Source organism: Dyadobacter sp. 32, assembly GCF_902506755.1.
In the GTDB taxonomy this organism is placed as follows: domain Bacteria; phylum Bacteroidota; class Bacteroidia; order Cytophagales; family Spirosomataceae; genus Dyadobacter.
The window spans coordinates 6626959-6651703 of sequence record NZ_LR735258.1; the positions used below are offsets into that span (position 1 = coordinate 6626959).

24 protein-coding genes are annotated in these 24745 nt (G+C 43.6%); 10 read left to right on the top strand and 14 right to left on the bottom strand.

Translation table 11 applies throughout. The features are described 5' to 3' along the window. Positions 1-219 precede the first annotated feature (219 nt). Positions 220-834, bottom strand: coding sequence for a YdeI/OmpD-associated family protein (locus DYADSP32_RS27075; RefSeq protein WP_149239836.1), 615 nt, complete (start codon positions 832-834; stop codon positions 220-222). A gap of 143 nt (positions 835-977) precedes the next feature. Continuing rightward, positions 978-1409, bottom strand: a complete 432-nt coding sequence (locus tag DYADSP32_RS27080; RefSeq protein ID WP_149239835.1) for a hypothetical protein — start codon at positions 1407-1409, stop codon at positions 978-980. A gap of 262 nt (positions 1410-1671) precedes the next feature. Here DYADSP32_RS27080 and DYADSP32_RS27085 point away from each other — a divergent pair, with 262 nt between their 5' ends. Both DYADSP32_RS27085 and DYADSP32_RS27090 read left to right on the top strand, forming a co-directional pair. Then, entirely contained in the window at positions 1672-2043 is a 372-nt protein-coding gene (locus DYADSP32_RS27085; protein ID WP_149239834.1) for a M3 family metallopeptidase, read from the top strand. Between the two features lie 68 nt (positions 2044-2111). Continuing rightward, the gene (locus DYADSP32_RS27090; RefSeq protein ID WP_149239833.1) at positions 2112-3185 is read left to right on the top strand and encodes a porin family protein; all 1074 of its coding nucleotides are present in this window, start codon (positions 2112-2114) and stop codon (positions 3183-3185) included. A gap of 272 nt (positions 3186-3457) precedes the next feature. Here the strand turns inward: DYADSP32_RS27090 and fic are convergent, their stop codons facing one another. From fic to istA, 5 genes are all read right to left on the bottom strand, one after another. Further along, complete coding sequence (gene fic, locus DYADSP32_RS27095) at positions 3458-4006, bottom strand: protein adenylyltransferase Fic (protein ID WP_149239832.1); 549 nt, start codon at positions 4004-4006, stop codon at positions 3458-3460. A gap of 208 nt (positions 4007-4214) precedes the next feature. Then, positions 4215-4742: a GRAM domain-containing protein gene (locus DYADSP32_RS27100; RefSeq protein ID WP_149239831.1), complete on the bottom strand. Its 528-nt coding sequence runs from the start codon at positions 4740-4742 to the stop codon at positions 4215-4217. Positions 4743-5415: 673 nt separating this feature from the next. Next, positions 5416-5916 carry a hypothetical protein gene (locus DYADSP32_RS27105; RefSeq protein ID WP_149239830.1) on the bottom strand — a complete coding sequence of 167 codons (501 nt, stop codon included), beginning with the start codon at positions 5914-5916 and terminating at the stop codon, positions 5416-5418. Between the two features lie 121 nt (positions 5917-6037). Further along, positions 6038-6769, bottom strand: coding sequence for an IS21-like element helper ATPase IstB (gene istB, locus DYADSP32_RS27110; protein WP_149239829.1), 732 nt, complete (start codon positions 6767-6769; stop codon positions 6038-6040). A gap of 43 nt (positions 6770-6812) precedes the next feature. Further along, positions 6813-8477: an IS21 family transposase gene (gene istA, locus DYADSP32_RS27115; RefSeq protein WP_149239828.1), complete on the bottom strand. Its 1665-nt coding sequence runs from the start codon at positions 8475-8477 to the stop codon at positions 6813-6815. A gap of 21 nt (positions 8478-8498) precedes the next feature. On the opposite strand from istA, the gene DYADSP32_RS27120 reads away from it, so the two are divergent. After that, positions 8499-9395 carry an IS5 family transposase gene (locus DYADSP32_RS27120; RefSeq protein ID WP_414618093.1) on the top strand — a complete coding sequence of 299 codons (897 nt, stop codon included), beginning with the start codon at positions 8499-8501 and terminating at the stop codon, positions 9393-9395. Here DYADSP32_RS27120 and DYADSP32_RS27125 read toward each other — a convergent pair. The 6 genes from DYADSP32_RS27125 to DYADSP32_RS27150 all read right to left on the bottom strand — a co-directional run bounded on the left by DYADSP32_RS27125 (position 9358) and on the right by DYADSP32_RS27150 (position 15327). Beyond that, entirely contained in the window at positions 9358-10290 is a 933-nt protein-coding gene (locus DYADSP32_RS27125; RefSeq protein ID WP_149239827.1) for an AAA family ATPase, read from the bottom strand. The genes DYADSP32_RS27120 and DYADSP32_RS27125 overlap by 38 nt on opposite strands. Before the next feature lie 9 nt (positions 10291-10299). Beyond that, positions 10300-10659, bottom strand: coding sequence for an AAA family ATPase (locus tag DYADSP32_RS27130; RefSeq protein WP_149239826.1), 360 nt, complete (start codon positions 10657-10659; stop codon positions 10300-10302). A gap of 420 nt (positions 10660-11079) precedes the next feature. After that, complete coding sequence (gene vap15 / locus DYADSP32_RS27135; protein WP_149239825.1) at positions 11080-11310, bottom strand: type II toxin-antitoxin system VapB15 family antitoxin; 231 nt, start codon at positions 11308-11310, stop codon at positions 11080-11082. Between the two features lie 242 nt (positions 11311-11552). Further along, entirely contained in the window at positions 11553-12974 is a 1422-nt protein-coding gene (locus DYADSP32_RS27140; RefSeq protein WP_149239824.1) for an alpha-L-fucosidase, read from the bottom strand. A 156-nt stretch (positions 12975-13130) separates the two neighbouring features. Continuing rightward, the gene (locus tag DYADSP32_RS27145; protein ID WP_149239823.1) at positions 13131-14165 is read right to left on the bottom strand and encodes a N(4)-(beta-N-acetylglucosaminyl)-L-asparaginase; all 1035 of its coding nucleotides are present in this window, start codon (positions 14163-14165) and stop codon (positions 13131-13133) included. A gap of 310 nt (positions 14166-14475) precedes the next feature. Continuing rightward, complete coding sequence (locus DYADSP32_RS27150; RefSeq protein ID WP_149244645.1) at positions 14476-15327, bottom strand: sterol desaturase family protein; 852 nt, start codon at positions 15325-15327, stop codon at positions 14476-14478. 168 nt (positions 15328-15495) lie between these two features. On the opposite strand from DYADSP32_RS27150, the gene DYADSP32_RS27155 reads away from it, so the two are divergent. Together DYADSP32_RS27155 and DYADSP32_RS27160 are read left to right on the top strand one after the other, a co-directional pair. Further along, positions 15496-16113, top strand: coding sequence for an ABC transporter ATP-binding protein (locus DYADSP32_RS27155; protein ID WP_414618094.1), 618 nt, complete (start codon positions 15496-15498; stop codon positions 16111-16113). Next, a complete protein-coding gene (locus tag DYADSP32_RS27160) occupies positions 16110-17192 on the top strand; it encodes a hypothetical protein (protein WP_149239821.1) in 1083 nt (360 codons plus the stop codon). The genes DYADSP32_RS27155 and DYADSP32_RS27160 overlap by 4 nt, the downstream gene beginning before the upstream one ends. Before the next feature lie 4 nt (positions 17193-17196). Here the strand turns inward: DYADSP32_RS27160 and DYADSP32_RS27165 are convergent, their stop codons facing one another. Beyond that, a complete protein-coding gene (locus tag DYADSP32_RS27165) occupies positions 17197-17910 on the bottom strand; it encodes an SDR family oxidoreductase (protein ID WP_149239820.1) in 714 nt (237 codons plus the stop codon). 386 nt (positions 17911-18296) lie between these two features. On the opposite strand from DYADSP32_RS27165, the gene fabG reads away from it, so the two are divergent. The 5 genes from fabG to DYADSP32_RS27190 all read left to right on the top strand — a co-directional run bounded on the left by fabG (position 18297) and on the right by DYADSP32_RS27190 (position 24674). Continuing rightward, entirely contained in the window at positions 18297-19043 is a 747-nt protein-coding gene (fabG, locus tag DYADSP32_RS27170; protein WP_149239819.1) for a 3-oxoacyl-[acyl-carrier-protein] reductase, read from the top strand. A gap of 109 nt (positions 19044-19152) precedes the next feature. After that, positions 19153-21228, top strand: a complete 2076-nt coding sequence (locus DYADSP32_RS27175) for a VWA domain-containing protein (protein WP_149239818.1) — start codon at positions 19153-19155, stop codon at positions 21226-21228. 49 nt (positions 21229-21277) lie between these two features. Further along, on the top strand, positions 21278-22147 hold the full coding sequence (locus tag DYADSP32_RS27180; protein ID WP_149239817.1) for a DUF2279 domain-containing protein: 870 nt from the start codon (positions 21278-21280) through the stop codon (positions 22145-22147). 108 nt (positions 22148-22255) lie between these two features. Beyond that, entirely contained in the window at positions 22256-23242 is a 987-nt protein-coding gene (locus DYADSP32_RS27185; protein WP_149239816.1) for a DUF2027 domain-containing protein, read from the top strand. Positions 23243-23336: 94 nt separating this feature from the next. Then, positions 23337-24674, top strand: coding sequence for a DUF4403 family protein (locus tag DYADSP32_RS27190; RefSeq protein ID WP_149239815.1), 1338 nt, complete (start codon positions 23337-23339; stop codon positions 24672-24674). Positions 24675-24745 lie beyond the last annotated feature (71 nt).

The window sequence follows — 24745 nt, forward strand, 5'->3', positions numbered from 1 at the left end:
ATATCTGATAAATTTTCAAAGGTTCCATTGTCGCTACAAGAAATAATAAGGATTAAAACAAGGATCGCCCGCTTTTTGGCGATATTTCACACCGCTGTTTGAATGTCGGGTATACGGGATGTAAAAAAGTACACGGGCGTTTTCGGTCTAGTTGATTCCAGTGTACTATTACCTGATACGAATGCCTGGCGAAGCATAACGGTAGCTCATTTGGGAGAGCTATTTTTTATATTGCCAAAACCTTCTTTTTCCCTCCGAAATCCATTGCACCGATTGCTCAATCCTTTTTTGCCGTGTCAGGTCTGTTTTGGCGGCGGTTATCCAACTGATGTAATCCTTGCGAAAAGAGGTGGACTTGCTATCATATTCCTCCTTGGCCACTGGATTTTTAGCCAGTGCGTCCATAAAATCCTCAGGCGTTTCAAGTGTATCTGGTTTTTCGGATTTGGGCGTTACCACTTTTATTCCTTGTTCATTGAGTCCCATAGCCTCTTTTAAAATCGCAATAAATTCTTCGTCGGGTGGTAAATCCGCCAACTTTGTGATTTTGCCCAAATAGCGTTGAATCGGTTTAAGGCTTTTACCGTCTTTAAGCCTGGGATCGCTCAGGAGCTCGGCCTTCATAAAACTAAAAGAACAATGACTTTTATAGGAAGCCATTGCACACATAAAATCTTTTTTGTAATCGAAATGTGGAATACCCCATTTGATTGCTTCTACAGCATCCGGGCAGTGGTCAAAGATGAGTTGTCGCCAATGTTCAAGTATCGGCTTTGCAAAATCCTCCGACTTGGCCACGTAAGCATCCACCTCCGGGCTAAACCATGTAAGCATGACAGGACTGTAAAGAATGATTAAATAATCAAGAATATGGCGTTGTTAGAGATGGCAATTGTTGGTGCCACACAGGTAAATTTACTGAAGTTTGTGACAATCTAGTTTTATCTTACCCACTACAAATCATATAGAACCAAAACTCATTTTGTCGTGAGCACGACCTGGCCTTCCGGATAGCGTATATCTGCTTCTTTTTCGGCGGTAATGAAGAAATCTTCTGGTTTGAACGTGGTCACTGTTTCTAAATTACTTTTCAAATCTTTGGAAAAGAGCCCCTGTTTACTTCTCAATTGACCCATATTCCGAATGCCATTTTCTTTCGTATTTGCCCACACTACATACACATTCTTGGGCTCTACCAGCCTGTTGGGCGGTGAGAGATGTCGTACATTTAATTCAACTGCATAGTTTTCATTCTTGTCTTTTTTAATCCTGACCGTCCCCTCTGCGGCAGGTACAATGGCTGAGGTAGAGAAACGAAGTTTTTTGGAGCAGGCAGAAGTAATACTCAGAATGAACACGATGACCAGGAAATGGATTTGGAAAGTACGTTTGTCTTTGATTTGCTTCATGAGAAAAGAATTTTGCATGACTTTTTTCTCACCACCCGCTATTATCATGCCAACAGAGGGATCTTGCCGATTTTGAGGCGTTCTCAACCGATATATGGCCTTATCTGCAGTTTGGAAGGATAGGTGTGGGGCATGGTATTTTAATATTCATGGGTAGTTAAGTAATGCAGACTTTCCAAGTTCGGCCCATGTTGGCTTCAGCTTCAACCTATCCTCCCGTTAAGCTGCGTTCAATTGAAAATCATCAATCACATCAAGAACAATGAAACCAAAATTAGCTACACAGATGTTGGCAGTAATGCTGTTTTCGGCATCGTCATTTTCCCAGGTTATGTCGCAGGAGTCCTCACAAGTCCTTAATGATCAGAAGAAAGCGATTGAGAACAGTATGGAGGTGAATGATAAAAAAATCAAACTCTCCGAAAAACAAAAAGAGCTTGCCGAAAAGCGCACGGAGATGGAGCAAAATGCACTGAAAGCCCAGGCTTCTGCGGATCTCAATACACAAGTCGCCGGTCAACTGACGGCTAATCCGCAGGATAAGAAACTTCTAAACGGGCTACCAATGCTGCAAAGGATGCCCAACGTGATGCAAAAAATGCCCGCAAGGCCTCGGATAGCGTTGAAAAGCTAAGTAAAGAGGTCGAAGACTTACAGAAAGAGATACATCATAAGGAGCAGGAGCTGGCTGCGGCTGGTGGAATGCCTTCGCCGGTAGCTACCGGAACCGGTCTCTCTCCAGCTGCGGGCCAGCAGGCTATGGGGACGGAAAATGGTGGTACTGCTCAAGGTGCGCAAAGTACCACTTCGTCTTACCCGGGCCCGAATGCACCTTATACTGTTCAACGTAATCAAATGGGGAGCACGAATGAAGGGAGCTCCGCTGTTATGGCAGAAAGAGTGATCGAATCCACTTACAGAAATTACCCGCAGCAGGCCGGACAGCCAGCAATAATTATCAACAACATCATCGTACCCGCCGATGTTCATGGCGGAAAATCACAGTATGCACAACGCAGTGGCGATGATGTATCCCAGGCAGATTTGAAGGAGTATGCGGAATTTAAGGAATGGCTTAGATATAAAAGGGGGCTTTCAGGAACATCCCACATGGCACCCGAGCCCATGAAACCTGCAAAAAGCATGGGATTTAACAGAGAACCTTCGGACTCTTATCAGGAGGCGGTATCGTCTGATGGCCGACTTTCATTCAAAGACCGCTTTGCTGAAAAGCCAACCAGGAATTCTGGTATGTGGGTAATCCCTGTGGCGGGGATCCATGCCTCCAACTTCAACGCCGATTTTCAGGATGGTCAGTATGATGGACGGGCCGGATGGAACGCAGGACTCGATTTCAGGCTTAGGGTACGAAAATTCTTTATGCAACCAGGTATACATTATTTTAGCTCATCCATGAATGTAACCCGTGAGGATAGCATTTCCACAGCACCTTTGCTGACTGGCCCGCGTATTCATTCGTTAAAGGCGCCTTTATTGGCGGGAGTCTATCTGACCCAGGCCAAGGGAGGATTTTTCCGGTTCAATATAAAAGGCGGTGTGGTCGGACACTATGTGCTGAACGTAGATCAGAATGATGATAATCGCTTCGACAAAGACAATATTGAAGATTTTTCCTATGGCCTAAATGCAGGAATTGGTCTGGAATTTGGTTTTTTAACCATCGATTTGTCCCACGAGTGGGGGATGAGCCCCCTGTTTAAGGACAGCAACCAGAAGAACAATATTCTCCGGGCAACTGTTGGGTTTAAGCTCTGATTCAGCTGATTTCTTTTGATAACGGGCAGCCTTCTTTTTTGTCGCAAGGACGAAAAGGAGGCTGCCCGTTATGTGTTAAAAATTTAGAATGCGTTGTTAACGCATTGACCAATAATTTCACTTATTGAAGTACCACACCTTACTTTAAAGCAGCGTTGTGTAAAGCCAAGCGCCGATTGTGTAATAAAAGTTGTGCTTTTAGTGTGAGTGTGATTTAAGTATTTGAATTTGAGACCTTTAACTTATATTATTCTAACAATTGCCACTAACTACTAATCTTCCTTTTTGTAGCCCTCATAATAATAGGATTGCTCAATACCCTTGAAGATGATCTCCCTATTATTTATGTCATCTGTCAGATTTTGGAAAAGTATTGTTCTTAATTCAAGATCGTTGATCGGGCTTCTTTCCATTGCCTGTAAATAAAGAACTTTGTCTGCGAATTGCCAATTCACAAGTTTTTTGAGCCTGTTTTTGAGTAACATGTCCAACCATATTCGCATGCTTCTGCCGTTGCCTTCCATAAATGGATGAGCAATGTTCATTTCTACATACTTGGCAATGATATCTTCAAAAGTATGCTCAGGCATTTGTTCGATCTTTACCAATATCTCGTTCAAGTACAATGCATTCGCAAATCGGAATCCACCTTTCGATATATTTTTGGTGCGTATTTCGCCGGCGAAATCATACAGACCTTCAAAGAGGTACTTGTGTATTTGTTGCAAACCTTTGGTTGTACCGACTTCCATTTTGTCAATGTCGCCAGTTTCGAATAAACGAAAAGCCTTATCGAGGCTGTTTTTATCAATGTCTTTCATGGAAAGTTCTTTCGTTCAGTGATTCATTCATCGGACCTGCCACGTGTCTGAAGGCCATAGCAAGTCATCCAAAATCTGAAGTGAGCACTTTGCCCGGCGTTAGACATCAAATTTATTGGCAACTAAAAGGTTGTTTGTTTAATCTGTTACATTATAAAACATCATGTTCACGAGTCACCCGGCTTAAAATTAGAGATAATTCTTTCATTTATCGCGCCACCTGGCCACTCATTTGCTCTACCCATTCATCCGCCTTTTCCACCACAAATTTATCCATTTTATTGTCGCCAGATGCGACCGTTAACCCGTTGTCGACCAAATCAACGGTTTTGGATCTTTCAACTTTTTTGATCTCAGCCAGGTCGATTGAAAGTTCATGGTTCTGATTGTTCAGCTTGTGGGATTTAAAAACAAGTCGCTTGTTTGTCAGATACAGTTTCCCGCCCACGCCTTCTATTCCTTTAAAATGATTGGCTCCGGTTTGAAATACAATGTCCTCACCGGGTTCGAGAGCAATTTTCATTGTTGTGTCCAGGAAAGGTGAGAATCGGAAACGCCGGAGAAGCCAGGGAAATAGAAATGCAAAAATGATTCCCTTAAAAACGCCGGAAACAACCGCTTTTGCAATAAAGTATGGTTCTGTCCATGCTTCACCCGTCCACGCGGCGCTTATGAGATCCAGGGAGATCATTATTAATGCAAATATCAGTCCGCTTTTGAGGTCAGTTTTTTTCATTGGCTTTTGTTTTTAAATGGAGTGACCGCAATATACGGATTCACAGGGGTGCATTTCAATTCTTCGCACCTAAAAAAATCGACAGAATTTTCTTCTGGCTTGTGACGAGGCAGTGTTAATATTGAATAAAATCTGCTAACCACCGTCCTGCACGAAGCTGATTTCTCAAAGCTAATCAGGTATGTGACAAACAAAATTTGGTCATTTTTTCTCAAGCGAAGTTTTGAAATGCACCCGTGGACAACGGTGGACAAACAACGGTGCTCAGGCTATGCTGAACCTACGAGTTATAAAGGAAAGCAACCGTTGGGGTTGCGTCGCGCAGCAATTAATGCAGGCTGCGTAGAATTGAAATGCACCCCTGCGAAGCACGAAACGTGCCTTTTGTAAATGTACTTTTACCTGATGGCTTTTTGTTATTTAAAAACTTGAATTTACCAATCAAGTACAATTCACTGATGGCCTCATAAGTTATGTAAGGAATAATGTGGATCAACTGATTTGAATAAATAACCATATTTTTGAGGTCTCTAGTTATCAATAAGTATGGCTAAGTAGTTCAGCGGATAGAACGTGGATATGTCAAGTCTGAGAGGGGGTGATCCGGCGTGAGATTATTCCTTTAGTTATTTGGAGAGTCAAAAAATATAATACCGTTTAACAGCGCTCTTTTTTATTTAAAATTTACATTTATTTTTCTAACAAGTTTATAAAACTCTCCGAAATGCGCGTCACCTGGTTTAGCATTTGCTTTAAATTCTTCTAGGTATTTTTTCTTAAGTGCATTTTGTGCGTCTTTCTTGTCTGAAGAATTTTCCATAGCCGCATCAACTATGTCTGGGTGCTTTGAACGGACAGTATTTTTAATGTCAACAGGAAGTAATCCTTCAATTAATTTCTTTCCTGTTTCATTTTTGCCAACAGGTATAAGAGTTTTTCCTTCGATAAAACCAATTGAAGTTAGTGATTTTTTTACTTGGTCGTATTTATCATAATCCACAGTGACCACAATATTGGAAAACCGGTTTTTTATAAAGCTGGTGATTGCGGTATTTTTTATTACATCTGCACCTCCATAGGGATAAATTTCAATATTCTTTTTTAGTGCATTGGTACCATGAATTGGATCTTTAAGAGCGTGTTTGGGATTTGAGAAATATGAGGATCGTATCATCTTTGTGGTGACGAAACCTTAAAGAGTTGATTAAACAGTACAGTGTGGAAATTCCGGCGAAAGTGAGCCAGCGTTCCGGGAAAGTGAGCCAGTTCTTTTTTGGAATTGAAGTGTTGTAAATTTAGCTGTTTTTTATCTTTCTCAAAGAAGCTCCTTCGAGATTTATTCTGTGCGCGTTTGCTGTCAGTCTGTCACATATCGCATCAGCCAGGCTTGGGTCATTTATGTAATCATGCCAGTTTCCTACGGGCATCTGTGCGGTTATAATTGTTGATCCGGAAGCGTATCGATCCTCGAGTATTTGCAATAGGGCCATTTTGATGTCGTGGCTAAGCGGCTGTAAGCCGAAGTCATCGAGAATCAGGAGTTTGACTCGTGCAATTTGATTGAGCCATTTTAAGTAACTTCCATCCAGCCTGGCCAACGCAAGCTGCTCTATAAACCTGTTTATGGGGTAATAAAGTACTTTATGGCCTTTTACGCAGGCTTGCCTGCCGAGTGCACAGGCGAGATAGGATTTTCCACATCCCGTGGCGCCTGTGATCAGTACGTTTTCTGACTTCTCGATAAAGCTGCAATCGCTTAAACGGATTAACTGCTCGGACGTAAGTCCTCGTTCAGGCTTGCAATTCACCTGTTCAACATGTGCGCTGTACCGCAGTTTGGCAAGCTTTAGATACATCTGGGTGCGCTGCTGGACTCGCTGTTCTGATTCTGCCTCTGTAAGCATGGCAACCATTGTATGCGCTTCAGGCTGCTGGTGTAACGGCTGTTCAAGAATGGCGGAATACCGGCTCGCCATTCCTTGCAATTTTAGTTCTCTTAACTCTTCCCAGGTCTTGTTTGTATTCATTGTTATTTTTGTTTAAGTGAGGCAATTGATTCGTAAGGGCGTTTTATTCATACGCTCCGGCTCCCCTAATGTTTTCATGGTCAGGTGTCTGGAATAAGGTTGTCTGCATAAAATGGGGAGCTTTGTCAAGATTATTAGCCAGGATCTTCGTTAGTGTTTTATAACTAAAAGAACCGGAGGGTAGTGCTCTTTGACATGCTGACTCGAGGCGGTCATTACCATAGCTGCTGCCAAGCCGCAGGATACCACGGCATGAATTAAATGTTTGTTCGGTAAATTGCCGCCCTTTTAGAACACCTTCCATGTAACCCTGTGTGCATGGTCCTATCTGTGATGCTAACCGCAGGAAGTAATCACTGTCCCATCCCCTTTGCTGTGAATAGCTACGATGGTTCTCTGGCATGTGCTCTTTGAGCGTAGTATAACCATGCTGATTATAGAAGCGTTTATGAACAGCAATACGCTGATGATCAAGAAAGATCTCTACCGTCTGGGTATCATAAATAATGTTTACCTGCTTGCCTATATAGTGGTAAGGCACGCTGTAATGGTGCCAATCTTCTCCCAGGGTGACATGATAATTTTTCTGGACTTTGGCAGAAGTGCTGTGCTTTAAGGTAAACGGATTGTCTGCCAGCGGCTGAAGTAAATGCTGTTCCTGTTCGTTGAACTGCTGGCGGCGGCTGTAATTTTTTCCCTTGAAGTTCTTGTCATTATGTAGCTCGAGTTGATCTCGTATAGCGGCGTTAACTTCCTCGATATTACAGAAAATACGATCCCGTAAGGGAGCGTAAATGCGCTGATAGGCAATTTTTACGTGACCTTCTGCCGGCGCTTTATCTTTAGGTCTATATGGCCTTGCGGCAACCAAATCCATGTTGTTATGCAACGCCCATTGCTGCATAAGATCTGTAAAGGTCGGTTCGTAGCGATTGACCTTTTGGACCACCTGTTTCATGTTGTCGGTCTTCAGAGACAATGGGGCGCCTTTAAAATACCGAAGGCAGTTATTCAAAGCAGCCAACAAATAAGGAAGCCTGGCATTAGGCAGCGCTTCAACATAAGTTAAATTGCTGAAAGGAAGCACACAAACCAGTACCGGGCAACTTATTTGTTCACCGGTGGACTTGTCGAAATAGTGCATCATGCTGCCCGCAAAGTCCACCATGACAACCTCACCCGCCTTGTAAGTCGCATGGAAACTTGGCTGTAGAACTTTACCGAGTTCGTTAAGTTGATAGCAAAATTGGGAATAACGGTATCCCGCAGGATGTTTGTCAAAATATTCCTCCCAGAGAAGTTGGCGCGTGACACCGGTACGTTTAAGCTCTGAAAGAAAATAAGGTACTTGCTGGCGAAAATCTTCCTTCCGCTGGTCTTCATCCTGCACCGAGGGTGTACCAGAATATAGAATGGCAGACAAGCCTGCATCGTTAAGGGCTTGAAGTTCCTTGAAGCTGTGCGTGCTCTGAAGTAAGCGTTCACGATAATATTTAACCGTGTTACGGGAAAGATTAAGTTGCCTGGATATTTTACGTTCGGAAAGATTCCGATCCAGCAACTGTATGATCATGCGCAGTGTCTGCATTGAAGTAACTTTGTTTGCCATCCGTTGCTTTTGTTTTTCACAAAAGATGGTGGTTATAATTACTTCAATACCAAAATACAACTGGCTCACTTTCCCGGAATAACTTTGAAGAGCAATCACAAGTGGCTCAATTATGCCGGAATGTCAGTAGTCCCGATTGGCGCAAGTTGCCGGAATAGCTGTAAAAACCTTCCGATAAAGTGGCTCAAGTTCCCGGAATTACTGGCTCAAGTTGTCCGGAATAAGTGGCTCTCTTTGCTCCGGAATATCCAGTACAGTAGACTGACCGACCCTCAATGGGTAGCAATATCGGTATTTTTAGATACAAAACGTAAACGAAGGATTGATTTACGAGATGTCATGGATGCGATTTTTTATATTTTGAGAACTGGTTGCCAATGGAGAAATTTACCTGATAGCTATCCTCACTGGCAGGCTGTATTTTGGTACTTTTCAAAATGGAAGAAGACAAATATCTTCGAGGAAATTAATATAATTCTCAACAAACAAGATAGAAAGAATAGCGGTAGAGATGAAAATCCTGCTATATTTAGTATTGACAGCCAATCAGTTAAACTATCTCCTATGATTTGGGAAGACCGTGGCGTAGACGCACACAAGAAAGTAAACGGGCGAAAAAGACAACTTCTTGTTGACAGTGGTGGCAGGCTTTGGTTTGCCAGGGTTCATGCTGCAAACCTACATGATGGTGCCGCTGCATTAGGCTTTATGGCAAATATTATTTGCCAAAACGAACGCTTGGTTAAGATTTATGGTGACCAGGCATATGCAGGAGTATTTGCAGACGAGATTGAAAAACATAAGATCAAATTTGAAAAAGCCGCCAAGCCAGAATCAACCAAAGGCTTTGTACCAGTTGCTAAACGATGGGTGGTCGAAAGAACAATTGCCTGGTCAAATTTCTGCAGAAGAATTGTCAAAGATTATGAATATACTACCTCTTCCAGTACAGGATGGTTGTATTTGGCAAATATTCAGATCATGTTGCAACGAGTTCACCCAATTTGCCAAACTTAATTCCCAAACACGCTCTAAGTAATTCGAAATATTCTTTATCAATAAGACCTTCAACAAGAATCACGTTATTTGAGTCATTAAAAATGGTTGATTTTAAAGGACCAAAATCAGCCCCATTAATACCTAGTGCTAACGCAAATGGTTCGTACCAATTTTCATCTTCGTTATTTGTTATAATCGACCCCTTTTCTTTTGCCTTTCCTTTTAAATCTCTATCCACTAGAATGTTAGCACTATGGGTTTTATGGCTTAATAAATATGGGCTGTGTGTAGTAACAATAACTTGTATTTTAAACTCATTTGCGAGGTCTTGTAAAATTCTTCCGAATTCTGCTTGGGCAGATGGATGTAAAAAACTTTCTGGCTCTTCAATTAAAACAACAGGATAAATTTTTTCTGACTGATTTGAACTCTCTTGAAATTTTCTCGCATTCAACAGACTCATAAAAATGTGTGTGCGATTTTTTGTTCCACTTCCCCATTCGTCTAGTGAAACATCAACACCTTTTTCTTTCAGGGAAATTTCAATCGACTCTCTTTCTAACTTAAGTCCTTGCATCGAAAATGACACTTCATATTTATCCTCAAGTCTGCCTAACAAATTGGAAAGTTCATCTTGTTGTTTTTTTAGGGACTTCTGAACGGATTTTAGTACCGTATCAATACGGTCTGAAATTTCTTTTTTATCACGCTCTGTAATAAAGTTACTGATAGAATTTTTATTATTACGTAATGGGGAGAATGTGTCGTTTTCAGTTGAATTGTGAAATAATATACTCTCTGATGTTTTAATCCTTCTAAGGATTTCCCTTTTGGAGAAATCCTTTTCTATTTCAATGGAACCAAAATATATCTTATAGTCGCTTGAGTTGTCAGCTTTTTTTACATATTCAATACAAAGAGTTTATTTTTTATTGCCTTCATTGATACTTTCATCTTTTAGAATTAAATCTCTAATGAATTTGTAAAGGGAAGAATCTTCTTCTTTGTCTATTTCGACCAAAATTTTGATAACGATATCTTCGTTTGATTTGGCTTTCCATTTCGTGAAATCATTTTTGTAATTAATTTCTCCATAGCCAATTAACTCGTCTGATATAAAACGCATAAAATAGCCACTACTCAACAAATTTCTGATAGCTCTGAGAACATTTGACTTTCCAGCGTTGTTCTTACCGCAAATTGCAGTATAATAATTGCTAAATTTTAAAGAAACATCTTCTAATGTTCTGTAGTTTTTAACTGTTAATTCTTTTACAAACATAATATCTTGTTTAATTTAGTCGTTTTTGTCTGGGTTGGTAAGCTTGCAGGTAACTCCTATTTTGACGTACTCGCTTGATTTTGAATCAAATGAACTGTTTGATATTGCAGATTCAGGTACTTCATGCCTCGGATCCTTTCAACCCAAACAATATAAAACAAGGAATACACCACATCCGAGAAACCGGCAGTTACTCCATAAAGGTAGAATTCCCGAACTCTACCCGTATATGTAAGGTGAAGATACTTATTAAACGGCAATTTCTTGGGTTGGCAGGCAGACATGCGGTATGCATATCTATGCTGGTTCCGTGCGTGCTTTTTTGAGAGAGTCTCTTCCGTGGCCAGTGTATGCACGGGACTTTCAGGATTGCTGGTACGCTAGGGCTGTGGGGACACAGCCCACGGTTGGGAGATTACCTTAACCCTTTTGTGCATCATAAATTTCCTGCCTTGCTGTCTCAGTTTCCTCAATGATTGTACTCATGTCCAAATCTTTTGTTTCGAAGGTCTTCAACAAACGGGAAAGTTTACTGTCAATAGCTTCTTTTTCCAGTTCTCTTGTCAGCTTGATTTTCTCCCTGGAAGGAAGTTGCTTCACAACAGATAGTATCTGATCAAATGTCAGGTCGATTTGGAACGCAGTTTTTATGTCGTAAAATCCTTAATGTTGTTCAAATTTACGAAAATTATCTTAGGCAATAGAAGTGTCCGTATCAAGGCTTCAACAATTTAATTCTCAGATTGTTCGGGGACAAAATGCAATTGATAATTTGTGAAGGTATGCTTTAATGGATCTAATGAAAAAAGTCCGGAAACGCTACCCATAAAGATACCATTCCCGGACTTCCCGTAAAATACTATATCAGAGTTCCTAAGCGAAACTTCTAAACGCTACTCAATCACCAGCAAATAAGCCGGTTGCACACCAACCTCGTCAATCGTTTTGGCAGGGACCACAATACTTCCATCTTTCTGTTTTAATGCCTTTTTGCTCCCTGCGAGCGTTATTTTAGCCGTTTTTGAGAGCGTCAGCCCTTCTGGTTTCAGGCTGGCCGGGAGTTTTTCTCCGGCTTCGGCCAGGTAGAAGGCGTAGGTGGTGTTGCCTTTTTTGGTGTAGGCCCATTTGCCCTGGCGGTAGGGAGCGAGGGGTTTGGTGTCATAAATACCCACGCTGTTTACATTCATCCATTTACCCATTTCTTCCAGACGTGTGTAGGCTTCGGGGTGCCATTCGCCGTCGGGGCCGGGCGCTACGTTGAGCAACAGGTTGCCGCCTTTGGCAACAATATCGACAAGCGTGTGCACCAGTTTTTCGGTCGATTTGAAATTCTCCTTGGGGATATACGACCAGGAATCACCCATGGTGATGCACGACTCCCAGGGGATAGGCATGTAATGGTCCGGGATCTGCTGCTCCGGCGTTACGTAATTTTCAAATTCGCCGGTCACGGTGCGGTCTACCACCAGCAGTCCGGGCTGGTGCGAACGAGCCATTTTAGCAACGCGGGCCATGTCGATATCCTGCTCGTAAGGAATGGATTTCTGCCAGCTGATCTTCGGGTCGATGGTGTTGAAGGGGCGCACCCAACCGCCATCCAGCCAGAGAATGTCCACAGAGCCGTACCCGGTCATGAGGTCTTCAATTTGGTTGTAAGTAAATGTTTTGAACTTCTCCCAGATCTCCGGTTTTTTCTTAGGATCGTAGGTGGAGTTACGGTCTTTTGGCGGGAAATACGGCCACCAGTACGAATCTACGTTCCAGTCGGGTTTGGAGAAATAGGTTCCGGTCATAAATCCTTCCTTGCGGAAAGCGGAAAGGATTTCTTTGGTAATGTTGCTTTTCGGGTTCGATTTGAAAGGGGTATTGGTGATCTTGTAGTCGGTATGTTTGGAATCAAACATGGCGAAACCGTCGTGGTGCTTGGTGGTGAACACCACGTACTTCATTCCTGCGTTTTTGGCGGCGGTGGCCCATTTTTCAGGGTTGAATTTGACGGGGTTAAAGGTTTTAGGAATAGCCTCATAAGCTTTTTTGTATTCGTGCCAATCGTGCGAATGCGGCCCGCGGCGCTCGCACCAGCCTTCATCTTCCGGGCACAGCGACCAGGATTCCACGATGCCCCACTGGCTGTACGTGCCCCAATGCATCATGAGCCCGAATTTTACATCCTGCCATTTGGCCAGTTTTTGCTGCACAAGCGGGTCGGTCGGGACCACATATTTGGAATGATCCTGCTCGGAATGCTGCTGAGCGGAGGCTGACAGCGTGGAGAAAAGGACAAGGGTAGAGAGTAAAAGAGTATTGAATTTCATTTTTTAGCGATTGGCTATCAGCAATAAGCTTTTAGCGACGTAACATTAATTTGGTATAATTTCACGCAAAGCAGGAAAGGAAGGAGAGAAGACCACGAAGCTTTTCTCTTAGCGTTCTTTGCTTTTATCTTTTCTGCTTTGCGTGATTTTTCTGTTTTATACGAAGTAGCTTTTGGCATTGATCACCACACCTTTTCCGCCTTTCTCCGTCACTGTGTAGTTAAAGCCCTTTTGCACCGAATAGGCACCTACTTCGCCTTGTTTGTTAATTGCTATGAACCCAACCTGGAAGGTTTTAGCGCGTTCCGGATTTGGTTTTACGATACGTTCAATTGCTTTTTTACATGCTGCTTCGGGAGAAAGCCCCGAGCGCATGAACTCGACAACCAAATGTGTTCCGCACACCCGGATCACTTCCTCGCCTTGTCCGGAAGATGTGGCGGCACCTACTTCATTGTCCACAAACAAACCTGCACCAATAATGGGGGAGTCGCCTACACGGCCACGCATTTTAAAGCCCATGCCGCTGGTGGTACACATGCCGGATAAATCGCCTTTGGCATCCAAGGCAATTGTGCCCATGGTATCGTGGTTGAAGGACCCGTCGTCAAAACGGTTGGGAGCAAATGGTCCGTGTCCTTTTTCTTTGGGGTGTGATTGCTGATGTTCTATGTTGATGATCGGTTTGTATTCTGCTTTTTTGAGCCATTCCTTGTAGCTGGCAGCTGCACCTGGCGAGAGTTCGGCAGATTCCAGAGGGAAGCCATTGGCAATGGCAAACTGCTGGGCACCTACCCCGGCCAGAAATACGTGCGGAGTGGTCTCCATCAATTTTCGGGCAACGGAAATAGGATGTTTGATGCGCTCCATAAATGCAACTGATCCGCAATTTGCTTTTTCATCCATGATGCAGGCATCCAGTGTCACGTATCCGTCACGATCCGGATTTCCACCTAATCCTACGCAGCAGTTGATATCATTTTCGATGGCAATGGCTGCCTGTTCCACGGCATCAAGTGCTCGTCCGCCTTTTTCCAGCACAGGCCAGGCAGCTCCGTTGGCAATCTGACCGCTGTCCCAGGTGGATACAATGAGCGGTTTGTTTACCAGCTTTTTCCCTGGTAATTTAAACTGCACAGCAGGAAGTGCCATGGCGGAAAGGCGTAGAAATAATCGGCGGTTTGATTTCATTGCTCAAATATTGTTATTAAATAATTGTCGGTCGGTGCGCTGATCATGGGTCATCAGTTGCTATTAACCAATCCCGTGGGGATCAAAGCCATTACAACTTTACAGCCGAACATAGGAATAGGCCCCGAATTTATTAAAAATATTTAAAAAGTACGGCAAGTTCATGAAGGACTTATTGAAATTAGTGTAAAGAACTGGGCTTAATAGGTGAAATTGTAGATTACGAAATCCCTCATTGCCAGGTAGGTCCTTTGATCCGTTCTTCGTCGCCTGTTGTGAAAAATTGGCTGCGTTCAACAGTGTGTGCACTTCAAAATATCCCCTGCTTATTGGCTTCTTTACCGATTGGGGGCCGGTATTTCTGGAAGGGTATCTGAAGTAAATTTTTCACCCTGCTATTTTCTTCGGGTTTTAGGTGTGTATCAATTCCGTAGATGATTTCCTTTTGATTCATCGATTTGAAAGTGCCCAATATCCTGTCCCAGATCGAAAAGATGTTGCCATAATTGGAGTCCGTGTAAGGCTGAACATAGTGATGATGTATGTGGTGCATATTGGGTGTCACAATTACAAGACTTACAACCGTATCAAGCAACTTTGGAAGCGTAATATTGGCATGATTGAATTGTGATAATACAACCGAAAGGGATTGGTACAGAAAAACCAGCCACATCGGTGCGCCAGCTATGAGAATGGCCATAGTGGTAAACAGAAACCTGATGAGGCTTTCACCCGGATGATGCCGGTTGGCCGTAGTGGTATCCACCTGCTGGTCGGCATGGTGGATCAGGTGAAAACGCCACATCCATTTTGTTTTGTGCTGGGTCCAGTGAGCAAGCCAGGCGCCAATCAGATCCAGCGTTAACAGTCCGATGATCGCTTTGAGCCAGATTGGGACTTCGCCCATCCATGGCAGTAATCCAAAACCCGACTGAATCGCCCAGTCGCTCGACTTGACGAGGATGAATGCCAGCGGGAAATTAACAAGGATGGTTGTGAGTGTGAAAAAGAAATTTACCCCGGCGTGCTTCCATTTGTTATATCCGAAACGAAACAGGGGCCAGCCACTTTCGATGAGCCAAAAAAAGAGAATACCTCCGACCAGAATAGCGCTCCGGTGGGCGGATGAAATATGTTCAAAGTAGTTGATGATCGTCTGCATATTGACTGCATTTTCTGCATAGAACAAATTTAACTTTTTTTGGTATAAATACCAGTTTTCCCGGTGATTGGAGTTTTCCAGAGTGCTTCATTAAAAAACGCGGTTCAATTTCTGTTACATATTTAAGATTCTTTTACATATTTGTGCATGGTATTGGAAGTAACAAATTTGAAACAACAGTACGGGGCTCATGAGGTACTGAACATGGAATCCTGGAAGATTGATTACGGGATTTATTGGATACAGGGAGAAAACGGAGCAGGAAAATCGACCTTGTTCAGAACGCTGGCGGGTATGCTGCCTTATAGCGGAAGCATCGTACTGAATGGTTTACATGATCTGAAAAGAAACCAGATTAACTACCTGCTTGGGTTCAACCTTGGCGAAGCTGAACCTTTATATCCAGCATTCCTTACGCCGGCCGATCTGATATCGTTTGTCGCCGAAGCAAAAAAAAGTCCGCCCGGACAAGCCGATAAGCTTATTGAAGCTTTGGGGATTAATTATTTAAGAAATCCGTTTGGCAGCTGTTCCAGTGGGATGGTTAAAAAAGTTTCTCTGGCAGTTGCATTTTTAGGCAGTCCGTCGCTGATCATTTTGGATGAACCGCTTATTACGATCGATCAGGAAGCGAGGACGGCTTTGTTTGAGCTGATCAAAAGTTATCATGCCGTCGGCGTCACTTTTATGTTGTCATCTCACCAGGCATTTCAGCAGGAGGGTCTGTCAATTACGGGCAGTTTTGTTTTAAAAAACAAGGCGCTCCAAAGCATTTCGCATTTATGAAAACGATTCTGATTTCTACCGTTTCGGAATTTTTTAAACAGCGGGCTGGAATGTTTTTCGTGTTGATCGGCATTCTGTTTGGGTTTTTAGGAGGCCGCGAACATCATGCATTTGCTGCCTTCTTCCTGACAGACCGGTTTGGGATGCTTTATCTTTTTGGAATCTGGCTTTTGTATGCCATTTTCTGTATCCACTTTTTGCTAAATCTCTGGAAGCAGCCGGCATATCATTTTGTATATCAAACCAGGCTTTGGAGTGGGAAAACGCGTTTTCTCAGGTTTGGAGTTGTAGCTCTTGGCTTTTTGCAGCCTTTGCTATACTATGGGATTTATATACTGTCAGTGGCTTCACAGGATAAACTGCTGGAACGTGTCTGGCCGATTTTTCTTTTTTACACTATTCTCATTTCGGGAATCATAGCTGGAACGGAATGGCGGATCCGGAATCCCCGTCTTTTTGTCGATAAAAAGCAGACAATCAGTAAATGGCAGATTCCCCGGCCAAACTCCTGGATTTACTGGTCGCTCGAATGGCTGGTGAGAGAGAAAGGGGTTACGCTGTTGGTTTGTAAAGCCGGTTCAGCCCTGGTTTTTGTGTGTACTTTGATTTACTACCAGACGGATGTTTATGATCTGCGGTTACCGGCAATTGGACTTTCTCTGGCTTATCTTTTGAATATTGGTCTTTCTTATGAATTGTTTCAATGGGAAAGCGTGGTATGGCAGTGGAACCGTTCGCTACCACTTTCAATAGGCAAGCGGTTTGGCCGGATGTTTTTGATTCATGCGCTGGTGATCCTCCCGGAAACCCTGATCTGTTTCAGATATAACGTCTTGACATTCGTAGAAATCGGGCAGCTGTATTGCCTGGGATTGTCGCTTCTTCTGTTATTTCATACTTATTTGTATAGGAAAAACGGGCTGCTGGAAGATACCATGCAGCCCGTTTTAATCGGATTTGTTGTGCTTACACTTTTGATTCTATATAAAATTCCGGTTTTGCTCATCGCAGTTTCCGGGATTTGTTACTCCTGCTATATATATCAAAAATGGTATTCAGGACAACATCAAAGAAGCTAACGTTTTACTTCGGCGGCATCGACGGACGCACTTCAATTTTGCTTGGAAGTGTGCGTGCAGGCATCCTGATGAGGTCAGCGACAATCTGGCCAATGTCTTCCGGCTGGATTTTCCATGCATCTTTTTCAGAGGGTGTGTGATTATTGAACTCACTTGCCACAGAGCCGGGCATGATGGTGGTCACTTTGATCCCTTCATTTCTTACATCCAGCATCATCGCCTGGGAAAAACCGACCAGCCCAAATTTACTCGCGTTGTAAGCTGTTCCTTTTTCAAAGAAATTGGCTCCGGCCAGGCTGGCGATATTAATGAAATATCCTTTGGTTTCCTTTAGTGCGGCAAGCGAAGCTTTTGCGCTAAAAAAAACGCCCGTCAAATTGATATCTATCGTTTCGTTCCACTGCTCCACAGTGAGATCTGCGATGGGTACGAGATGTCCCACACCCGCATTTGCGATCACATAGTCCAGTCGCCCCCATTTGGCGAGGATGATGGACACGGCCTGCTGCTGAGATTCAAGATTCCGGACATCGGATTCGATCCCAATCGCATAACCGTCCTGTATATGGTTGAGCGATGCTGCAGCTTCATCGGCGCTTTGTTGAGACCGGCTTGTGATCGCTACGCGGATGCCCGCCTTAACGAGGGTTTCTGCAACTCCATATCCTATTCCTTTGGAACCTCCGGTGATCAATGCTGTTCTTATTATTTCTGCCATTTTCTAATAATTTATACGCTTTTTTACGGCGTTGAGATGATCTGATTGTAATGGTAACAGGGATTGAGAGAAGAAGGTTTTATTCAAAACCTTAAACCCAACAGCCCTGCTTAACTTAATCCTTTAATTCCGTACCAGGCGCCAAAGGCTGTCAATAGCGTTTCTTTTGTTGCCCATTTCTGTACAATACGCTATTTTTGCGAATCCTGGGCGGTTTGAATGATTATAAAACGGAGCCGGATGCCTTACAGTCTAAACCGCAGGCCTGGTTTGTGGGTTGCAGAACTTCCGGGGAGAGCCGCATTAGGAATATGATTGGATAAAAAATAGTAACAAATTACATCACAGCAAGTATCTGCCGGTACTGCTTACACCTCAATAAAAGAATGAAATTAGTTGAAAATAAAGTGGCATTAGTAACAGGCGCATCACGCGGCATTGGACGTTCAATCGCATTGCGCCTTGCGCAGGAAGGTGCCAATGTAGCGTTTACCTACTTGTCCAGTGTTGAAAAAGGAGAGGCTTTGGCCGAGGAACTGGAGCGGTTTGGCATAAAGGCGAAAGGTTACAGGTCCGACGCTTCCGATTTTAATGCTGCGGATCAGTTGGTTGCGGATGTGGTTGCGGATTTTGGTAAACTGGACATCCTGGTCAACAATGCCGGGGTTACCCGGGATGGCCTTCTCATGCGCATGAGTGAGGAAAACTGGGATACGGTTATCAACATTAACCTTAAATCCGTATTTAACCTCACGAAAGCGGCAACCAAGAGCATGATGCGGGCAAAAAGCGGATCGATCATCAACATTACCTCGGTGGTAGGCATAAGAGGAAATGCAGGGCAGGCCAACTACGCTGCTTCTAAGGCCGGAATCATCGGGTTTACCAAATCTATTGCGCTTGAATTGGGTTCGAGAAATATTAGGTCCAATGCAGTTGCCCCGGGATTCATCGAAACCGAAATGACCGACGCGATCGACTCAAAGGCGGTGGAAGATTGGAAACAATCCATACCCATGAAGCGGGGAGGACAACCCGAGGAAGTAGCGGACGCCTGTGTGTTTTTAGCCTCTGACATGTCAAGATACATCACCGGACAGGTTCTTCAGGTGGATGGAGGTATGCTAACCTAACGTTTTTAACGTTAATCACTGGTCAACTCTAGTTTGCAGTTAAAAGTCGTCAGTTTGCTGTATATTGCTTAATTGACTGTCGCTTTACTGCACACTGCCCGTTTTAAATATGCGTTCTGAGCTCCTGTTGCAAACCCCTTCCTGGTTCATTTTGCTCTGTCTGCTGGCAGGTGCGGCGTATGCGTATTTTCTCTATCAGTCTGTGGCGGCATGGGGTAAAAAGGTAAATTATGGCCTCGCAGCATTACGGGGAATCGTTGTTGCTACAATTTGTTTTTTATTGCTTAGCCCACTGGTAAGGAAGATAGAAACTTCTGTTGACCAGGCGAAAGTGGTTTTTGCCATTGATAATTCGGAATCGGTTAAACCACACGGACCGGGGCTGTTGGCCAAAATGAAAGAGGCGACAAAGGAGCTCACTGATGCAGGCTTTGAGGTTAGCGTCGAAACGCTGGACAAAGTATCGGGGGCCAAAATAGATTCCATACGTTTTGACAAAAATAAAACCGACTTGTCGTCCCTGCTCCAGACGATAAAGAGTAATTTTGAAGGCCGCAACCTTACCGATGTTGTTTTGCTTACGGATGGCATCGTGAATCAGGGAGTGTCACCGGTGTTTAATACCTATCCATTTAGAATAAACACACTTGCTGTTGGTGATACGGTTCCCAAGCTGGACATCAGGATCAAGGACATCGTGCACAATCGCATCGCTTACCTTGGGAACGACTTTCCCATCCGTGCAGAGATTGTGGCAAACGGACTTGCCGGAAAATCTACGACAATTTCTCTGAAACAAGGCGGCCAGGTTTTGTCCACGCAGCGGGTAATCATTGACCGGGACGAATATTTTGGAAGTTTTGAATTTATTACTTCGTCCAATCAAAAAGGCGTTCAACATTACACGCTCGAGCTCAATGCCGTCCAGGGAGAAACGTCCTCCCGTAACAACAAAAAAGATGTTTACATTGATATCATTGACGGGCGGCAAAAGATCCTTCTATTAGCTCTTGCGCCCCATCCCGATATCAAGGCGCTTCGGAGTCTTATTGAAGGTAATAATAATTACGAACTGGACGTCAATATCCTTACGGTTTCCACCAATCCTAACCAAGCCATAACCAAACCTTATGACCTTGTCATTTTGCATCAGGTGCCGAATGTACTAGGTATGGGGAACGCACTCATCCGGAAGTTTGTGGAAACAAAAACCCCTCTGTTTTTTATACTAGGAAATCAGTCTGCTGTTCCACTTGTGAGCTCATGGAGTAAGGCGCTGATTATTAATATGGGTAAAGGTCAGTTTGATAAAGTTACTGCCCGTTACAATCCTGCGTTTCAGCAATTGAATTTTAATGAAGAAAGTATGCAGTTGCTGGATCGCCTACCACCGCTTTCTGTTCCTTTTGGTGAGTATAGCACAGCACCTGGGACAGAAAGTATTCTTTTTCAGAGAGTGGGTAAACTCAATACCAATAAACCGCTCCTGGTTTTAAATACTTCCACGGATCATAAAACCGCAGTTTTGGCCGGAGAAGGAATCTGGCAGTGGAGACAGGAAGAGTTTGCGCTCACGGGCAAGCAGGAACTTGTAGACAATTTGTTTCAAAAAGTGATCCAAATCCTTTCCGTCCGAAACGATAAACGTAAGTTTAGGGTGTATCCCGTCAGGCCAGAATTTGAAGCGGGTGAGCAGGTGGTATTTCAGACTGAAATTTACAATGACATTTACGAGCCGATATTTGGGCAGGAGGTGAAGCTGGAAATCTCGGATGAAAAGGGCAGGCGGCGTCAATTTTCTTACACCCATACTGTCGACAACCAGCAATTTAACGTTTCTGGGTTGTCCGACGGGGTGTATCGGTATAGTGCCACTGCAGCCCTGAGAAGTGGGCAGGAAAGTGCAACGGGGCAGTTTATTATCCGTCATGTAGATTTGGAATTGAACAATACCACTGCCGATTTCGGCATGTTGCGTGAACTTGCCGGGCGTTCCGGTGGGGCGTTTTTACAGGAATCAACCCTCAGCCAGTTTGTAGAACAACTGAAACAAAACCGGCCGGCCAACCGGTTGGACAGTACAGAGGAAATGGTTGAATTGATCCACCTCAAATGGATTTTCTTTCTGCTCGTTTTACTATTGGGAATGGAGTGGGGACTAAGGAAGTTTTTGGGTGGATACTGATACTAAGCGAACCATATCGCCTCCGCTGCTTTTTTGCACTATTTTGTTGATGCTATCAAGTTACTCTGTACAGGGCCAATCGGATTCTTCCAGAAATGATTCTATTGAGGAAAAACGTCCAAATTATGTACGCCTTAGAGCCATTTTTGCAGGACAATCGGCTTTGTATCTTGGCAGTATTTACGGCCTGAGCCGGTCATGGTATAAAAACCCCCTTACAAACTTCCGGGTAAAGGATGATACCTACGAGTGGCTCCAAATGGACAAAATGGGGCATGTTTACACATCTTATCAAATTGCCCGTCACACCGCAGCACTTTACCGGACTACAGGTATTTCTAAAAAACAAATGCTCGTGTATGGTGCCATTTCAGGAATCATTTTCCAGACACCCATAGAAATACTGGATGGTTTTTCGCCGGAGTACGGTTTTTCGCCAGGAGATATGGTGGCCAACGTAACCGGGTCCATGATCTATCTCAGCCAGATTGCATTATGGGACGAGGTAAGAATTCAGCCTAAATTTTCGTTTCACTATACTCCTCTGGCCCAGGTTCGTCCCGAGCTGCTCGGTCGTAATCATGCGGAACGCTGGTTGAAGGATTACAACGGACAAACCTATTGGTTTTCGGGAAGTCCGGGAACGTTTATGAAAAACAGCCGCTGGCCTCAATGGCTTTGCTTCTCAGTGGGCTATGGCATTGATAACATGGTGTCTGCCGAAAAAAATAAAAGTATTGCGATGGGTTATATGCCTGTACGCCAATATTATCTGTCGCTGGACGTCGATCTCACAAAAATCAAAACCCGGAATAAATTTGTTAAAACCTTGGGTTTTTTGTTTAACTCGTTGAAGATTCCGGCTCCCGCATTACAGTTTAGCAAAACGGGAGTGGAATTCAGGCCTTTGTATTTTTAGAAGAGATTGGGAAACCGGGATCTTTGATATTTGTTCAGGATGTAGCGGGCCATTGAAAAGGGAATTTATAAAAAACTAATTATCAGTAGATTAAAACTAAATTCATATATGAATATTGGAGATAAGGTTCGGCTTGTACACGGGAAAGAAGAGGGGGTCATATATGCTTTTCTTCCTGGTAATGTGGTGGAGATTGAAATCGAAGACGGGTTTCGGATCCCGGTATTGAAAAATGAGATTGTTACCATTTCTCCCGTGGAAGCGCAACGCATTCGGCGCGTACAGGAGGGGGTGAAAATAGCTCCCCAAAGTGATACCATCGTATCGCGTCAGGCGGTGTTTGCTGAAAAAGGAATTTTCATTGCCTTCGTGTCGGTAAATGATAAGGCGGTGATCATGCATCTGATCAATAACTCGGACTGGACGTTGCCTTTTCGAGTAACAAGGCAGCTGGATCAGATACAGTCAGGCGTTTCGGCAGGTATGTTGTTGCCACGTACTTCTCAAAAACTGACCGAATTACTGATGAAGGATTTTGAAGCCTGGCCGGTATTTGATTTTGCTCTTCTATTTTACCGGGAGGGGAATTTTTCGGCCAGATTGCCGTTTGAAAAAAAGATAAAATTCCGTGCGCAATCATTCTATAACAGCAAAAAACAGGCTCCGATATTGAATAAAGAGGCTTTTGTTTTTCAATTGGATGATGATGAAACTTTAAAAAAGGAGGAAAAAAAGGTAAGTGCAAATTTATCGGAAACGTTGCGGAATAGTTTACTGGGTGGTACAGAGGCACCTAAGATCGTTGTGGAAAAGCCAGAAGGTGTGATCGATCTACATATTCAAAAGCTATCGGATGATTTTTCGCGACTTTCAAATGATCAAATACTAAATAAACAACTGGCGGCGTTCGAAAATGGTTTGGAACGTGCGATTGCCAACGGGATGGAAGAGATTACATTTATCCATGGTGTGGGAAATGGCACTCTCCGCGATGAGCTCCACAGAAGGCTCAGTAAACAACAACATGTTCAATATTTCAAAGATGCCCAGAAGGAGAAATTTGGCTACGGCGCTACACTTGTCAAACTCAAATAAAGTGCTGTTTCGAATTGGCGCGATTACGTTTATGATCCTGAGCGGCATGATTCAATGGCAGTGCCGGTCTAAGAACACTTCACCCAAACCTCCAATGGAACAGTACAAATATCTTGACAAGGAGATTCAGAGCGAAAAGCACCTATCTACGCTTAACGTTCCAGTAGAAATGCCGGTTTCGGAGCTGGAATTGCAATTAAATAACAGTATTAAAGGCCTCATTTACGAGGACAACAGCTACGAGGACGATCAGGACAACCTTAAGGCACGTGTATGGAAACTGGATCGTATACGTATTGCGGCGAAGGACTCCACTTTTCTGTTTGAGGTTCCGCTTAAAATCTGGGTAAGTGCGGGTTATAAGATTAGTCCGCTGGGTATTACCATGTCGGGCTATAAGGATACGGAATTTTCGATCAGGCTCCGCCTTATTTCCAAGATAGGGATTTCTCCTTCCTGGCAGGTTCATTCGGATACCTACGTGGATAGTTACGATTGGATCACGGAGCCTAATGTGAAAGTGGGCACTTTTAAAATCCCAATTAAAGCGATGGTGAGCCGTCTTTTGAACCGTAATTTTGAAAAGATATCCTCAGCCATAGATGAGCAGATCAATGGCACAATTGACTTGAAAAAATATGCAGAAGTAGCCTGGAATCTGGCACGGCAGCCGGTATTGCTTTCGAAAGAATATGATACCTGGCTGGTTGTACAGCCCTCCTCAGTGACGATGACACCATTGCTCGTTAATGGAAACATTCTGCGAGCAACAATTGGTGTTCAGGCCTTCACGCAGACCGTGACATCTGTGGAAAAGCCCACGGTACCCAAGGCCTCAGGGTTGCCAAAGTTACAAATTTTGGATAAAGTGCCGGGTAATTTCAAGATCGGCCTCATCAGTCTTATCTCCTATGAAGAGGCTTCGCGGTTGGCATCCAAAAATTTTTCCGGGAAGTCATATTCATTTGTGAAGGGGCAGTATACGGTTCAGGTTACCGGTATTGAAATGTACGGGCAAAATGAACGGTTGGTGATCAAGGTGAATCTGACAGGGAGCATGAACGGATACATTTACCTTAAAGGTGTTCCTTATTATGATCCTGTCACCCAAATGCTCTCTCTGAAAGATCTGGATTACGATTTGGATACCAAAAACAGCATCATCAGGACGGCCAACTGGCTGCTTCAGGGGAAGTTTAGCAAAATGATGGAAAATGCACTCGTGTTTCCGGTGGGCGAGCAGATATCCTCCACCAGAAAGATAATTCAGCAACTCATTAAGAGCTATAAAGTTACCGATGGGATACAATTAAAAGGAGAGCTTTCCGAGATAGCTCCGGATCGGGTTTATCTTACCCCAAAGCACTTATACTCTGTGGTGTTTGCCCAGGGAAATGTGTCCCTGAAGGTGCACGGCTTGAAGGGTTTTTAGAGTGAAAATAGTCCTAAAAACGAAGTAACCCTCATATTTTTTGTGTTTTATGGGTACATGTCTGCGAATCA